General features: G+C 66.6%; 11 protein-coding genes and 1 tRNA gene. 4 read left to right on the top strand and 8 right to left on the bottom strand.

Annotated features, from left to right (window positions below; translation table 11 throughout):
- The first annotated feature begins 79 nt into the window (after window positions 1–79).
- Window positions 80–508 (top strand): hypothetical protein, encoded by a 429-nt coding sequence (locus tag ACY65G_RS10965; RefSeq protein WP_464997384.1) that lies wholly within the window; start codon window positions 80–82, stop codon window positions 506–508.
- Between the two features lie 41 nt (window positions 509–549).
- Here ACY65G_RS10965 and ACY65G_RS10960 read toward each other — a convergent pair whose 3' ends face one another.
- From ACY65G_RS10960 to fdnG, 8 genes are all read right to left on the bottom strand, one after another.
- Entirely contained in the window at window positions 550–2,277 is a 1,728-nt protein-coding gene (locus tag ACY65G_RS10960; RefSeq protein ID WP_464997383.1) for a vWA domain-containing protein, read from the bottom strand.
- 125 nt (window positions 2,278–2,402) lie between these two features.
- Window positions 2,403–2,498 (bottom strand) — tRNA-Sec (locus tag ACY65G_RS10955).
- A 29-nt stretch (window positions 2,499–2,527) separates the two neighbouring features.
- The gene (gene selB / locus ACY65G_RS10950; RefSeq protein WP_464997382.1) at window positions 2,528–4,429 is read right to left on the bottom strand and encodes a selenocysteine-specific translation elongation factor; all 1,902 of its coding nucleotides are present in this window, start codon (window positions 4,427–4,429) and stop codon (window positions 2,528–2,530) included.
- On the bottom strand, window positions 4,426–5,844 hold the full coding sequence (gene selA / locus ACY65G_RS10945) for an L-seryl-tRNA(Sec) selenium transferase (RefSeq protein ID WP_464997381.1): 1,419 nt from the start codon (window positions 5,842–5,844) through the stop codon (window positions 4,426–4,428). The genes selB and selA overlap by 4 nt, the downstream gene beginning before the upstream one ends.
- Window positions 5,841–6,869 carry a formate dehydrogenase accessory protein FdhE gene (gene fdhE, locus ACY65G_RS10940; RefSeq protein WP_464997380.1) on the bottom strand — a complete coding sequence of 343 codons (1,029 nt, stop codon included), beginning with the start codon at window positions 6,867–6,869 and terminating at the stop codon, window positions 5,841–5,843. The genes selA and fdhE overlap by 4 nt, the downstream gene beginning before the upstream one ends.
- A gap of 178 nt (window positions 6,870–7,047) precedes the next feature.
- The gene (locus tag ACY65G_RS10935; protein WP_464997379.1) at window positions 7,048–7,707 is read right to left on the bottom strand and encodes a formate dehydrogenase subunit gamma; all 660 of its coding nucleotides are present in this window, start codon (window positions 7,705–7,707) and stop codon (window positions 7,048–7,050) included.
- Window positions 7,694–8,617: a formate dehydrogenase subunit beta gene (gene fdxH / locus ACY65G_RS10930; protein ID WP_464997378.1), complete on the bottom strand. Its 924-nt coding sequence runs from the start codon at window positions 8,615–8,617 to the stop codon at window positions 7,694–7,696. Before fdxH ends, ACY65G_RS10935 begins: the two co-directional genes overlap by 14 nt.
- 9 nt (window positions 8,618–8,626) lie before the next feature.
- Window positions 8,627–11,698 (bottom strand): formate dehydrogenase-N subunit alpha, encoded by a 3,072-nt coding sequence (fdnG, locus tag ACY65G_RS10925; RefSeq protein WP_464997377.1) that lies wholly within the window; start codon window positions 11,696–11,698, stop codon window positions 8,627–8,629.
- 384 nt (window positions 11,699–12,082) lie between these two features.
- On the opposite strand from fdnG, the gene fdhD reads away from it, so the two are divergent.
- The 3 genes from fdhD to ACY65G_RS10910 all read left to right on the top strand — a co-directional run bounded on the left by fdhD (window position 12,083) and on the right by ACY65G_RS10910 (window position 13,573).
- Window positions 12,083–12,931 (top strand): formate dehydrogenase accessory sulfurtransferase FdhD, encoded by an 849-nt coding sequence (gene fdhD, locus ACY65G_RS10920; protein ID WP_464997376.1) that lies wholly within the window; start codon window positions 12,083–12,085, stop codon window positions 12,929–12,931.
- A 92-nt stretch (window positions 12,932–13,023) separates the two neighbouring features.
- Complete coding sequence (locus ACY65G_RS10915; RefSeq protein ID WP_464997375.1) at window positions 13,024–13,224, top strand: hypothetical protein; 201 nt, start codon at window positions 13,024–13,026, stop codon at window positions 13,222–13,224.
- Window positions 13,225–13,321: 97 nt separating this feature from the next.
- The gene (locus ACY65G_RS10910) at window positions 13,322–13,573 is read left to right on the top strand and encodes a hypothetical protein (protein ID WP_464997374.1); all 252 of its coding nucleotides are present in this window, start codon (window positions 13,322–13,324) and stop codon (window positions 13,571–13,573) included.
- The last annotated feature ends 157 nt before the right edge of the window (window positions 13,574–13,730 follow it).

Genomic DNA, 13,730 nt, shown 5'->3' with positions numbered 1-13,730 from the left:
AGCAGGGTGGCAGAATCGTCCTGTCATCCCGGCATCTGGCCGGAGCGTTGAAGGGCCATCGGCCCGATAGGAGAACACCATGCACATTCATCTGCTCGCGGCGGTTGCCGCCCTTGCTTTTACCGGCGTCGCCTCGGCGCAAAGCCATTCCGTGTCCAACATGGCGAACCCGCCGCAGACACAGTCCGACAACAAGGCCGCCACGGAAGCCACGCCGGGCAAGACCGCCACGGCGCACCGCAACACGAACAAGCAGCAGGACAAGAACGCGGGCCAGACCCGCAACGCGCCGAAAGCCGGGCAGGGCGGCAAGGTAGACACGAGCGGCGATTCGATGACCGGCGATCGTGTGAGCGCCGGCTCCAGCGCCACGGCGACCACCGGCATCGGTGCCGGCAATGGCGACCATGGCGCCGAGGGCGCCATGGAAATCAAGCCGTCGGATGCCTACGTGAACCCGGTCGAGCGCAGGGCGCTCGACGAGGCGCCGAAGAGCGGCAAGAAATAATCCTGCCGAGTAACTGAAACGGCCGCGGAGCGGCCGAAGGCTCAGCGCGGGAGCGGGAACGTGAGCGGGCCGGCCGGGCGCAGCAAGCCGGTCTGCGGCCCCACCTTGTCCAGCGACTCGGCCATGCGCACCAGCTTGACGAATTCCGCGCGGTAGCCTTCCGGATCCGTGCCGCGCGCGCCATTGGCCAGCGCGGCGATGTCCGTATAGGCCATGTCGGACAGCTGCGCTTCGCCGCGCAACTTCTGCCCGAAGGCGGCGACGGCGATGGCGAAGCGCTGTTCGTCCGGCGCAGCATCGAGGCGGGCACGCGCAGCCGCCTTCACAGGATGTTCGAGCTGGCGGCTGGCCGACTCGCCCGGCAGCTTGTAGCGCAGCTTCACGAAGCACAGCTCGTCGCTGCCCGCTTTCCTGTCCGTGGCGGCGGGTTTGGCAGCCTGGTTGCCCGCGTAGCGCGGCGCATCGACCAGTCTTGACGCCGCATCCGCCGGCGTGATCTCGTAGATTGCCGTCACCGTATGGCCGGCGCCGATGTCGCCGGCATCCACCTTGTCGTCCTTGAAGTCCTGGCGCTCCAGCATGCGCGTCTCGTAGCCGATCAGCCGGTAGGCCGCGACTTTCGCGGGGTTGAACTCGACTTGCACCTTGACGTCGTTGGCGATCGGGAACATGGTCGATCCCAGTTCCTGGCCCAGCGCCTTGCGCGCTTCCAGCAGCGAATCGATGTAGGCGGCGTTGCCGTTGCCCGACTGGGCCAGCCGCTGCATCAGCGCGTCGTTCAGGTTGCCTTCGCCGACGCCGAGGATCGACAGGTACACACCGCTCTTGCGCTTGTCCACGATGAATTTTTCCAGCTCGCGCGGATCGGTCATGCCGAGGTTGAAGTCGCCGTCGGTGGCCAGGATCACGCGGTTGACCGCCTTCGGATCGAAGTTGCGCGCGGCCAGTTCATAGGCCTGCTGCAGCCCGGCTGCGCCCGCCGTGCCGCCACCGCTTTGCAGCGAGCCGATGGCGTCGACGATCTTGCCGCGTTCCTTGCCTGCCGTGGGCTCCAGCGCGACGCGCGTGCCGCCGGCATAGGTGACGATGGCAACCCGGTCGTCGTCGCGCAACCCGTCGGCGAACAGCCGGAACGCCTGCTGGAGCAGCGGCAGCCGGTCCGGCGGCATCATCGAACCGGACACGTCGACCAGCAGCACCACGTTGGCGCGCGGCCGCGCCGCCTTGGCGACGTCGTAGCCGCGCACGCCGATGTGCACCAGCTGGTTGCCCGCCTTCCACGGGCTCGGCAGGACCTCGGTGCCGATCGCGAACGGCCGGGCCGGATCGCGCGGCGCGGTGTAAGCGTAGGGGAAGTAATTGACCATCTCCTCGACCCGCACCGCGTCGAGCGGCGGCAGCCTGCCGCTGCCCAGCATGCGCCGCACGAAGGCATACGAAGCCGTATCGACGTCGGTGCTGAATGTCGATACCGGCTGCTCGGCCACCAACACCGCCTTGTTGGCTTCCTTGCCGGGGAATTTGTTCGTGCTTTCCGGCAGAACAATGGGCGGCAGGTAGGCGGCAGCGGGCATCGGCCTGGCCAGCGTGTTGAAGTGCGTGGGGCTGGAGCGGCTCATGACCATGGGCGCAGGTGGAGCAGGCGGGGCCGGCGGGGCCGGCAGCTGCGCCGCGGGTTGCGCCGGCGCGGCGGTTTCTTGCACCTTGCTGCTGCACGCGGCCAGCAGTGTAAGGATGGCCAGCGGGGGAAGGGCAATGTAGAGCTTCATGGGAGCCTCGCGGATGTGGGGGATCCCAACATGCCAAAAAGGCATCGTTCAGTCAACTGCGGTTACAGTTGGCAACAGAGGCGCGTCGCCGGCCTGGCCGGGCGCTGGATGGCCGGGGAGAAAGATGGCGGAAGGCAGAAAGAGTCGAACTTACAGAGGAACGGCTGACGCCCCTCACCGGGTTTGAAGCCCGGCCCCATCACCGGATGAGAATGCCTTCCACGGGAACCAGCATATCAGGCCGGGTATTTCATACTGGGTCCGGCCAGCTTGCGTTGGGCCGCACCAGGTGGCTGTTGCGGACGCGGCGAGTATAGCCGACACGGTCGAAATACTCCAACACCTGGATCGCACGCTTGCGGCCCAGGCCCGTGGCATCGCGGAAGCTCGCCGCCTGCGCATCGGGCAGCGTGCCGACGATCTTCGCCAGCGCCGCCAGCGCGCGCGGGTGATAGAACAGGTCGGGCACTACCTGCGACAGTTGCCCGGCCCGGGCCAGCTTGCGCAGCAGGCGCCGCACGTCGTCTTCCGCCACCCGCTGTTCGCGCGACAGGTCGCGTACCCACGGCGGATCGAAGCGGCCTTTTTCCAGAGCCGCGAGCAGCGGTGCCGCGAGCGCTTCCTCTTCCGGTGTCAGCGCCACGCTGTGGCCCGGCAGGTGCAGGCTGTTGCCGAGCTGCGCGACCGTGCCCGCGGCCAGCATGCGTGCCGCCAGCGCCGACCACAGCGCATCCTCGGCGTCCGGCTGCGCCATCCGTTTCAGGCGCCACAGTTCGGGGCCGGCATCGTCCGGATGTTTCTCGTGGAAAGCGGCCAGCGCATCGACCACCGATCCTTCCAGCCGCGCCAGCGCAGCCGGGGCGATCCACAGTTCGTCGCCGCCCGGGAGGGACAGGCGCAGGCAGCCTTCCGGCAGCGCGATCGCGTCGGCGGGCAGCTGCGTCAGGCGCACCAGCGCGGCGGCCCGCATGCCGAGCGGGCTTTGCGCCAGCAATGCCGACACGTCGCCGCTGTCCACGTAGGCCTGCAACGCATCGAGCCACGCCAGCCGCGCCGGGCTGCGCCGCTTGCGCGCCGCGCCGAACGGATCGAGTACCGTGCCGCCGCCGATCGTCTGCGTCGCCTGCGCGTTGCGCACCACGAAGCGGTCGCCCGGCACCGCGTGTACCGCCACGTCGAACACCAGCTGCACCCGCGCGGCCTGCCCCGGCGGGACAGTATCGCCGTCGAGCGGCACCACGTGCGCCGTGTGGTGCGAGGCGCCCAGGTGCACGTGGACCGGCGACCAGGCCTTCAGGGCGCCGGTCTTTGTTCCGCCGGCGAGTGTCAATTGCGCATCGATCCGTTCCGAGCACGCCTGCAGCGCGGGGGCGACGACCCACGTGCCGCGCTCGATCTCGTCCTTCGCCACGCCGGCCAGGTTCAGCGCGAGGCGCTGGCCGCCATGGCCTTCGCTGGCGCTGCGGCTTTGCGCGTGGATGGCGCGCACGCGTGCGCTTTGCCCACCGGGCGCGAGCACCAGCGTATCGCCGACGGCCACGCGGCCCGACAGCGCCGTGCCGGTGACGACCGTCCCCTGGCCGGACAGCGTGAAGACGCGGTCGACGCCGAGCCGGAACAGCCGCCGGTCGTCGCGCGACGGCAGCGTGGCGGCCACTTCGGCCAGGTGGGCGAGGAGGGCGGCCACGCCGGGATCGGCGGGTTGCGTGGCGGCGGTGCGGAACACGGGCGCGCCGGTAAACGCCGTATCGGCCAGCAGCGCGGCGATGTCCTGTTCCACGGCGTCGATGCGCTGCGCGTCGGCGCGGTCGGTCTTGGTGAGCGCCACGGCGCCGCGCCGCACGCCCAGCAGTTGCAGGATCGCCAGGTGTTCCACGGTTTGCGGCATGACGCCGTCGTCGGCCGCGATCACCAGCAGCGCATAGTCGATGCCGGTCACGCCGGAGGCCATCGTGCGGATGAATTTCTCGTGGCCGGGCACGTCGATGACACCGAGGATCTCGCCGCCCGGCAGCGGCAGGTAGGCGTAGCCCAGCTCGATCGAGATGCCGCGCGCCTTTTCCTCCTTCAGGCGATCGGTGTCGACACCCGTCAGCGCGCGGGTCAGCGTGGTCTTGCCATGGTCGATATGGCCGGCGGTACCGACGATCATGTCGCCGTGCCCTCCTGCGCCAGGTGCGTCAGTTGCCGCTCGAATTCGTCCGCCTGGCCATCTTCCAGGCAGCGCAGGTCGAGCCACAGCGTGTCGTCGGCGATGCGGCCGATCACCGGCACCGGCAGCGCGCGCAGGCGGCGTTCCAGTACACCGAGCGGATTGCCGCGCGTGCCGGGGATGGCGCGCAACGCCAGGCCGAAGCTGGGCAGCACGTCGACGGGCAGGGCGCCGCTGCCGATCTGGCTCGTGACCGGTTCGGCGTTCACGGTGTAGGAGTCGCCCAGCGCCCGCTGCAGGGGTGCCTGCAGACGTACCGCGAGGGCGCGCATGGCAGTGGCGGGGCGGGTCAGCAGGCGCAGCGTCGTCAGCCGCTCGGGCAGCAAGTCCGGCGCGTGGTACAGCGCCAGCACCGGTTCCAGCGCGGCGAGCGTGAGCTTGCCCACGCGCAGCGCGCGCTTCAGCGGGTTGTTCTTGATCGCGGCAACCAGGTCCTTGCGGCCGGCGATGATGCCGCATTGCGGGCCGCCCAGCAGTTTGTCGCCGCTGAAGGTGACGAGGTCGGCGCCGCCCGCGATCGTCTCCCGCACTGTCGTTTCATGGGGCAGGCCATATTTTTCCAGGTCGACGAGCGTGCCGCTGCCCAGGTCCACGGCGACCGGGATGCCGCGCTCGCGGGCCAGCGGCGCGAGTTCCGGCAGGGTCACTTCCTTGGTGAATCCCGTGATCGCGTAATTGCTCGCGTGGACTTTCATCAGCAGCGCGGTATCGGCGCCGATGCCGTCCGCGTAATCCTTCAGGTGCGTGCGGTTGGTGGCGCCCACTTCGCGCAGCACCGCGCCGGCGCGCGTCATTACATCGGGAATGCGGAACGCGCCGCCGATCTCCACCAGTTCGCCGCGCGACACGATCACTTCGCGGCCGGCGGCCAGCGTGTTCAGCATCAGCAGCACGGCGGCCGCGTTGTTGTTGACGATCGTGACTGCTTCCGCGCCCGTCAGCTTCAGGAGGTGCTCCTCGACCAGCGTATCGCGGTCGCCGCGCTTGCCCGTGTCGAGGTCCCATTCCAGGTTCATCGGCCAGCGCAGCGCGTCGGCCACGGCCTGCACGGCCACGTCCGGCAGCAGCGCGCGGCCCAGGTTCGTGTGCAGCACCGTACCCGTGAGGTTGAACAGCCGGCGCATCGTCGAGCGGTTCGCAGCTGCCAGCCGGGTTGCCAGGGCGGCCAGCACCGCGCTCTCCGACGTGTCGGCCGAGCCGCCCGCCAGCAGCGTGCCGCGCAGGTCGGCCAGCAGGCCGCGCAGGGCGTCGACCGTCTGGTCGCGGCCATACTCGGCCACGAGCGGCTCGCAGGCGGGCGCCGCCAGCAGCAGGTGCACGGCCGGCAGGCGCAGGTGCTGCACCGCCACCGTCATTCCGCGGAGCCCAGCCGCAGCAGCGGATTGCCGCTGGCCCGTGCGTAGCCCAGTTCCGACACGAGCATGTCCAGCACGAGGCTGGCGAGATCGTCGGCCAGCGGGTCCACGTTGTAGTCGTGTTCCTGGTTGAAGATCTTGCGGTACGAGTGGCAGGCGTCGCACGTCTCGGCGCGCGCCACGCGGGTCGGATCGTTGGCCTTGTTCAGGGTCTTGCCTTCCTTGGCGGCCGCCACGTTCTCGGCGATCGCGTCGGCGGCGGCGTCGGTCAGGCCCTGGTAGGCGACCTTCGCGTTGTCTTCGCAGCACGAGCATTTCACCCGCACCATATGCCATTCGCTGGCGCAGACGGCGCAGTGCAGGTAGCGGTAGCCCTGCGACTGGCCGCCGATGCGGATCACGCTGGCCACGGGGTGCGAGCCGCACACGGGGCACAGGGTGCCGGTGACGAGCGGCTGCGCCCAGCGTTCGTCGAGCTGCGCGGCCATCACGCTCCACGTGACCTGCAGCGCGGCCGCCACGAACGGCGCCTGCGCCGGATCGATCCCTTCGGCGAACTCGCCTAGCACGGCGTCGGCCGCGCCTTCCAGCTGCGCATCGTCCAGCGCGCGCAGGGCGGCGAGGGCGGTCGCCAGCTGCGGCTGGCTGGCCATTTTCGCTTCCAGCCGTTCCAGGATGGCGGCGAACACGGTTTGCCACGCGGCAGGGCGCTTGCCCGTCACGGGCAGCGGCGGCATGTTGTGCTCGTGCGCTACGCGCATCTCGTCCTGCGGTGGCAGGGGGATGCCCGCGGGCAGCAGCGTCTTCACGACATCGGCCTGTGCCTGCACGAGCTCGGCCATCACCTTGACGTAGCTTGCCAGGGCCTCGTCGACGGGGATGCCCTTGATGTTGTTTTGCGCCAGCTGGCGCAGGCGCTCCGCGCGCGCTGCATACAGTTCGCCCGGCCGCGGCAGCAGCAGGCGGGGGATGGCGGTGTGGTCGAGCGATTCGATCTCGCCCGGTTCTAGCAGTCGCTGTACCAAGATAACTCCAAATATTTCCTGGAAAATGGGGTACGTCCCCATTTTCTCGGCAACTAGTTGCTTCAAAAATGGGGACGTACCCCATTTTTGAAGCAACTGTTTGCCAATAAAAAAGCCGGGCCACGCGGGCCCGGCCAATTTTAGACGAATACGAACAAGCGTGCAGTTCGCAATCGGCCTAGCGGCTGTTCTTGCGGATTTCGTCCTCGAACCAGCGCTGGTGGTGTTTGCGAGCCCAGCCGTAGGTGACGGTGCCGCGGATCATGGCGCCCATCGAGCCCTTGATCCAGAAGCCGGCGTACACGTGCACGATGATCGAGACGATGATCACGAACGCGAAGAACGCATGCAGCAGCGAGGCCACGCGGATGATGTCCACCGCGAACAGGTGCGAGAACCAGGCGCGCCACATGACGATGCCGGTCAGCAGCAGGCCCACCATCGACACGATCAGCACCCAGAACAGCAGCTTCTGGCCGGCGTTGTACTTGCCGATGCGGGGCAGCTTTTCCTCGCGGTTGGCCAGCACGTCGTCGAACTGCTTCAGCCACTGGCGGTCCGAGGCGTCCAGGAAGTTGTGGTGCCAGAAGCGCAGCACCAGCACCAGGAACGAGACGAACATCACGATGCCGATGAACGGATGCAGGATCCGCGTCCACTGGCCGCCGCCGAGGAAGACCGCCATCCACGACATGGCCGGGTGGAACAGTGCCAGGCCGGACACCGCCAGCAGCACGAAGCTGATCGCCGTGATCCAGTGGTTGGTGCGCTCGTTCGGCTTGTACCGTTCGATGACCGGGTTGCCGTCCTTGTCCGTCACGATCTTATCGGTTGTCATGGCGTTCCTCCGCTATGCGTTTCGCGTCGTGCAGTGCTTCCTCTTCTTCCTTGCGGCTGACCTCGTTCGGTCCGACGCGGGTGTAGTGGAAGAAGCCCGCGATCGCCGCCGCCGCCATGCCGGCCAGCGCCAGCGGCTTCGTCAAGCCCTTCCACGCGCCCACGACGGGGCTGATGGAAGGATTGTTGCGCAGGCCGCTGTACAGCGCCGGACGGTCCGCATGGTGCAGCACGTACATCACGTGCGTGCCGCCCACGCCGGCCGGGTCGTACAGGCCCGCGTTCTCGTAGCCGCGCGACTTCAGGTCCTCGATCCGCTCGGCCGCATGCGTCTTCATGTCTTCCTTCGTGCCGAAGACGATCGCGCCGGTCGGGCAGGTTTTGACGCAGGCCGGTTCCTGGCCCACGGCCACGCGGTCCGAGCACAGCGTGCACTTGTACGCGCGGTTGTCCTTCTTCGAGATGCGCGGCACGTCGAACGGGCAGCCCGTGATGCAGTAGCCGCAGCCGATGCAGTTCTCCTCGTGGAAGTCGACGATGCCGTTGGTGTACTGCACGATCGCGCCAGGCGCCGGGCAGGCCTTCAGGCAGCCCGGTTCCTCGCAGTGCATGCAGCCGTCCTTGCGGATCAGCCATTCGAGGTTGCCCTGTTCGTTCTCGTGTTCCGCGAAACGCATCACGGTCCACGATTGCGGGGTCAGGTCGATCGGGTTGTCGTACACGCCGGTGGTTTCACCCACTTCGTCGCGCAGGTCGTTCCACTCGGAGCACGCCGTCTGGCAGGCCTTGCAGCCGATGCATTTGGATACGTCGATCAGCTTGGCGACCGTGCCGGTGACGGGTTCGCGGGCCGCGGGCGGTTGCACCGTGGTGGCCGAGATCCGTTTGATGTCCAAAGATTGTAGTGCCATGTCTTGTCCTTACGCTTTCTCGACCTTCACCAGGAACGACTTGAATTCCGGTGTCTGGGAATTGCCATCGCCCACGACGGGTGTCAGCGTGTTGGTGAGATAGCCCGGCTTCGTCAGGCCCTTGAATCCGAAGTGCAGCGGGATGCCGACCGTGTGCGTGGTCTTGCCTTCGATGGTCAGTGCCTTGATCCGCTTGGTGACGACGGCTTTCGCCACGATCACGCCGCGCTTGCTCGACACCTTCACTTTCTGGCCAGCCACCACGCCGATTTCCTTCGCCAGCGCCTCGCCGATTTCCACGAACTGTTCCGGCTGCGCGATCGCGTTCAGGCGGGCGTGCTTGGTCCAGAAGTGGAAGTGCTCGGTCAGGCGATAGGTCGTGGCCACGTGCGGGAAGTCCTTGTGCGTGCCCATCTGCGCCCGGTCGCCCGGGAACACGCGCGCGCCGGGGTTGCTGGTCGCCTTCGGGTTCTTCGGGTGCATCGGGTTGTAGCCCAGCGGATTCTCGAACGGCTCGTAGTGCTCGGGGAACGGGCCTTCGTTCATCTGGCCGCGGGCGAAGAAACGCGCCACGCCTTCGGCATTCATGATGAACGGGTTCATGCCGTTCGCCGGGTCTTCGTCCAGCTTGAAGTCCGGCACGTCCGCGCCGCTCCACGTGGTGCCGTTCCAGCCGACCAGTTTCCGGGTCGGGTCGAACGGTTTGCCTTGCGTGTCGCAGGAGGCGCGGTTGTACAGCACGCGGCGGTTCGCCGGCCATGCCCACGCCCAGCCCAGCGTATTGCCGATGCCGGTCGGGTCGGAATTGTCGCGGCGGCCCATCTGGTTGCCCGCGGCCGTCCAGCTGCCGGCGAAGATCCAGCAGCCCGACGCCGTGGAACCGTCGTCCTTCAGCTGCGAGAAGGAAGCCAGCTGCTCGCCTTTCTTCAGCAGCACCTTCGTCGGATCCTTCGGATCGGTGATGTCCTTCAGCGCCTTGCCGTTGAATTCCATCGCCAGTTCTTCCGGCGTCGGATGGGCGGGCTGCGCGTACGGCCACGTCAGGTTCAGGATCGGGTCGGGGAACTTGCCGCCCTCGGTCTGGTACAGCTTGCGCAGGCGCAGGAACAGGCCGGACATGATCTCGATGTCGCCCTTGGCCTGGCCCGGCGGTTCGGCGCCTTGCCAGTGCCACTGCAGCACGCGCGACGAGCTCACCAGCGAACCGCGTTCCTCGGCGAAGATCGCCGTCGGCAGGCGGAACACTTCCGTCTGGATCTTGGTCGGGTCGACATCATGGAATTCGCCATGCGATTTCCAGAATTCGCCCGTCTCGATGGCCAGCGGGTCCATGACGACCAGGTACTTCAGCTTGGCCAGCGCCTCGGTGACCTTCTGCTTGTTCGGCGCGGACGCCAGCACGTTGAAGCCCTGGCAGAAGTAGCCGGTCATTTTGCCCTGGTGCATCAGCTCGATCGTCTGCAGCAGGTCGTACGGCTTGTCCAGCTTCGGCAGGTAGTCGAACGCCCAGTTGTTTTCCTCGGTCGCGGCATCGCCCCACCAGGTCTTCATGAAGCTCACGTGGAACTTCTTGTAGTTGCTCCAGTAGGACAGCTGGTTCGGACGCAGCGGCTTCGGTGCCCGCGCATCGATGTACTTGTCGAAATCCTGTTCCGCGTCGAACGGCAGCGTCATGTAGCCCGGCAGCAGGTTCGACATCAGGCCCAGGTCGGTCAGGCCCTGGATGTTCGAGTGGCCGCGCAGCGCGTTCATGCCGCCGCCGGCGATACCGATGTTACCCAGCAGCAGCTGGACCATCGCGCCCATGCGGATGGTCTGCGCGCCGGTGGAGTGGTGCGTCCAGCCCAGTGCGTACAGGATGGTACCGGCGCGACCCGGCACCGCCGTGGACGCGAGCGTCTCGGCAACCTTGTGGAACTGTTCGGGCGACACGCCGCACACCTTCTGCACCATCTCGGGCGTATAGCGGGCGTAGTGCTTCTTCATCAGCTGGTACACGCAGCGCGGATGCTGCAGGGTCGGGTCGACCTTGGCGTAGCCATCCTCGCCGATCTCGTAGTTCCAGCTCGACTTGTCCGTGTACTTGCCGGCCTGCTCGTCGTAGCCCGAATAGATGCCGTCGTCGAACGCGAAGTCTTCGCGCACGATGAACGACATGTCCGTGTAATTGCGGACGTATTCGTGTTGGATCTTGTCGTTCGTGATCAGCCAGTTGGCGATCGCGCCGAGGAACACGATGTCCGTGCCGGTACGCGTGGCCACATAGTAGTCCGCCACGGACGCAGTACGGGTAAACCGCGGGTCCACCACCACCAGCTTGGCCTTGTTATGTGCCTTGGCTTCGGTAACCCATTTAAAACCACAAGGATGCGCTTCGGCGGCATTGCCGCCCATAACCAGAATCACGTCGGCATTTTTAATGTCGACCCAGTGATTCGTCATCGCACCACGGCCAAACGTCGGGGCAAGACCTGCCACCGTCGGACCGTGTCAAACACGCGCCTGGTTATCGAATGCGAGCATCCCGAGACTGCGTACAGTCTTGTGGGTGAGGTAGCCGACTTCGTTGCTGGCGGCCGAGGCAGCCAGGAAGCCGGTCGTCAGCCAGCGGTTGACGGTCACGCCATCCGCGTTCTTCTCGATGAAGTTCGCGTCGCGGTCTTCCTTCATCAGCTTGGCGATGCGGTCGAGCGCGTCGCTCCACGAGATCTTCTGCCATTCGGTGCCGCCCGGTGCCCGGTATTCCGGCTCCTTCAGGCGGTTCGGCGAATGGATGAAGTCGATCAGGCTGGCGCCTTTCGGGCACAGCGTGCCGCGATTGACCGGGTGGTCGGCGTCGCCCTCGATGTGGATGATGCTGGCGGCGGCGTTCTTCGAGCCATCGCCCAGGCCGTACATCAGCAAGCCGCAACCGACGGAGCAGTAGGGGCAGGTATTGCGGGTTTCGGTCGTGCGCGCCAGCTTGTATTGCCGGACTTCGGCCATGGCCGTTGCCGGCATGAAGCCGAGCGCCGCGATGCTCGAACCCGCGATGGTTGCGCCAGTTACCTTCAGGAACTGGCGCCTTGACATCTGGTTCATAAGATCCTCTGTAAGGAGTTTATTTCTTTCGCCAATGAATGTTATCACCGCGAAGAAAGTATTTTCGCAGCGAAACTCAATCGAACAAGGGGTGAAACGCTGAAGTACGTGTTATCCCTTATCAAAAAACGACAAAATGTTTGACCAAAGTGCTTGATCTTATTCAAAAGATCATGAAATAAATTGAGAATAATTCTCATTATTATCCCGCTGACTATTGCCTAAAACCGGGGTCAGACCCCGGTTTCGAGAAATGTTTCTTAAATTCGGGGTCTGACCCCGGTTTCAGGAAACTTCCGGCATCGCTGCCTGCAGGTTGATGGCCCGGCGGGTAACCGGTGGCTGTGGCATCATGTGCGCCTCATTGCGAAAGAGAGCATTGCCATGGTCGACGAAGCCGCTGCCACTTGTCCCACCGCTTTTGGGCAGGAGCCGCCTCCTGCCACGGAGCGGCGCGGTGTGCTGCGCGTGCGCGATGGCGCGGCGGAGCAGGCCGAGGATGTGCTGGCCGACGAGGTGCCGGTGGCACTCGTCTACAACGGCATCTCGCATGCGGTGATGATGGCCACGCCGCAAGACCTGGAAGACTTCGCGCTCGGTTTTTCGCTGACGGAGGCGCTGATCGACCATCCGGGCGAGTGCTACGGCATCGATATCGAGGCGGGCCCGGCCGGCGTGGCCGTGCAGCTGGACATCGCCAGCCGGGCATTCGTCGCGCTGAAGGAACGCCGCCGCTCGCTGGCCGGCCGCACGGGCTGCGGCCTGTGCGGCGTGGACAGCCTCGACCAGGTCTATCGAACGCTGCCGCAGGCCGCGCGCGAAGCCGTCCTCACGGGGCAGGCGGTGCGCGCCGCGCTGGCCGCATTGCCGGCGCGGCAGGTATTGAATCAGCTGACCGGCGCCACGCACGCGGCAGCATGGTGCGACATGGGGGGCCACCTCGCCGTGGTGCGCGAGGACGTGGGCCGCCACAACGCGCTCGACAAGGTGGCCGGTGCGCTGGCCCGCGACCCGTCGTTGCGCGGCGGCGATGGTTTTGTCCTCGTCACCAGCCGCGTCAGCGTCGAAATGGTGCAGAAGGCGGCGATGGCCGGCGCCGTCGGCATCGTCGGCGTCTCGGCACCCACGGCGGCGGCCGTGCGCATGGCTGCCGGGGCGGGGCTGGTGCTGCTGGCCTTTGCCAGGGGAGACCGCTTTACCTGCTACGCGGGCGAGGACCGCTTGGCACCCTGACCCTGGCAGCTTGAACTGCTCGAACGCGCCGGTCTGATGCAGGAACGCCTGCTGCACAGGCAGATCGCCGCGGGCAGCGTGTCCATCGAGGGTTGCCAGGTGCATGCCGGTGGCGCCCATGTCAGCATGCGCACGGCCGCGTGGTGCGCGGCGGCACGCCGATCGAGCTGGCCCTGAAACCGGCCTCGGGCAAGGACAGCAAGCGCCTGCTTGCGGTGCCCTGGCTGCCCTGCGACGAAGCCTTGCTGGAACGGGTCGTCCACAGCGCGGGTGCGCTGCTGAACCCGGCTTAGCATGCGGCGCAGGCTGACACGCGCGTGGGAAGTGTGCTGACGTAACGGCGCTGCGACTGTTGGTTAAATGGCGCCAGGGCACACGATGAAGCGCACCATGGACAAACAACACGCCAGCGGCGCCACGCCGCACATCAAGCTCGGACTGGACATGGTGGATATCGACGCCGTGCTGGAAGCCTGCGAACTGGTCGGTCGCGTCCTGAAATCGGTATCGCCCGAGCTGAACGCGCGCGCGGCGGCGCGCCTGCTCACGGAAGCCACGCGCGACGAACATCACGACGCGCCCCTGACGCGTTCGATCCTCGTCGAGGTGGCGCGCGCGCTGCAGCAGCGCGACTGCCTGTAACTGTCCGGAACCGGACAGCGCCTGGCCGGTTCCGGCCGCCCGTGACCGTGCCGGTGACGCCGAACGGCCGCGCTGCCCCGTTGCCAGCCCTGGCATGCAAGTTGCACATATTCCATCATTTCATTGCTACAGTGGAGGGATGGATGACCGTAACCGA

Source organism: Pseudoduganella sp. jia 12, assembly GCF_055502675.1.
Note: the sequence above shows the minus strand (reverse complement) of the source record. Positions and strands in the feature narration are given on the sequence as shown.

Bases quoted from the DNA above. Each gene is read 5' to 3' on its own strand.
- ACY65G_RS10965 (WP_464997384.1), top strand. From the start codon at position 80: ATGCACATTCATCTGCTCGCGGCGGTTGCCGCCCTTGCTTTTACCGGC.
- ACY65G_RS10960 (WP_464997383.1), bottom strand. From the start codon at position 2,277: ATGAAGCTCTACATTGCCCTTCCCCCGCTGGCCATCCTTACACTGCTG.
- selB (WP_464997382.1), bottom strand. From the start codon at position 4,429: ATGATCGTCGGTACCGCCGGCCATATCGACCATGGCAAGACCACGCTG.
- selA (WP_464997381.1), bottom strand. From the start codon at position 5,844: ATGACGGTGGCGGTGCAGCACCTGCGCCTGCCGGCCGTGCACCTGCTG.
- ACY65G_RS10935 (WP_464997379.1), bottom strand. From the start codon at position 7,707: ATGACAACCGATAAGATCGTGACGGACAAGGACGGCAACCCGGTCATC.
- fdxH (WP_464997378.1), bottom strand. From the start codon at position 8,617: ATGGCACTACAATCTTTGGACATCAAACGGATCTCGGCCACCACGGTG.
- fdhD (WP_464997376.1), top strand. From the start codon at position 12,083: ATGGTCGACGAAGCCGCTGCCACTTGTCCCACCGCTTTTGGGCAGGAG.
- ACY65G_RS10910 (WP_464997374.1), top strand. From the start codon at position 13,322: ATGGACAAACAACACGCCAGCGGCGCCACGCCGCACATCAAGCTCGGA.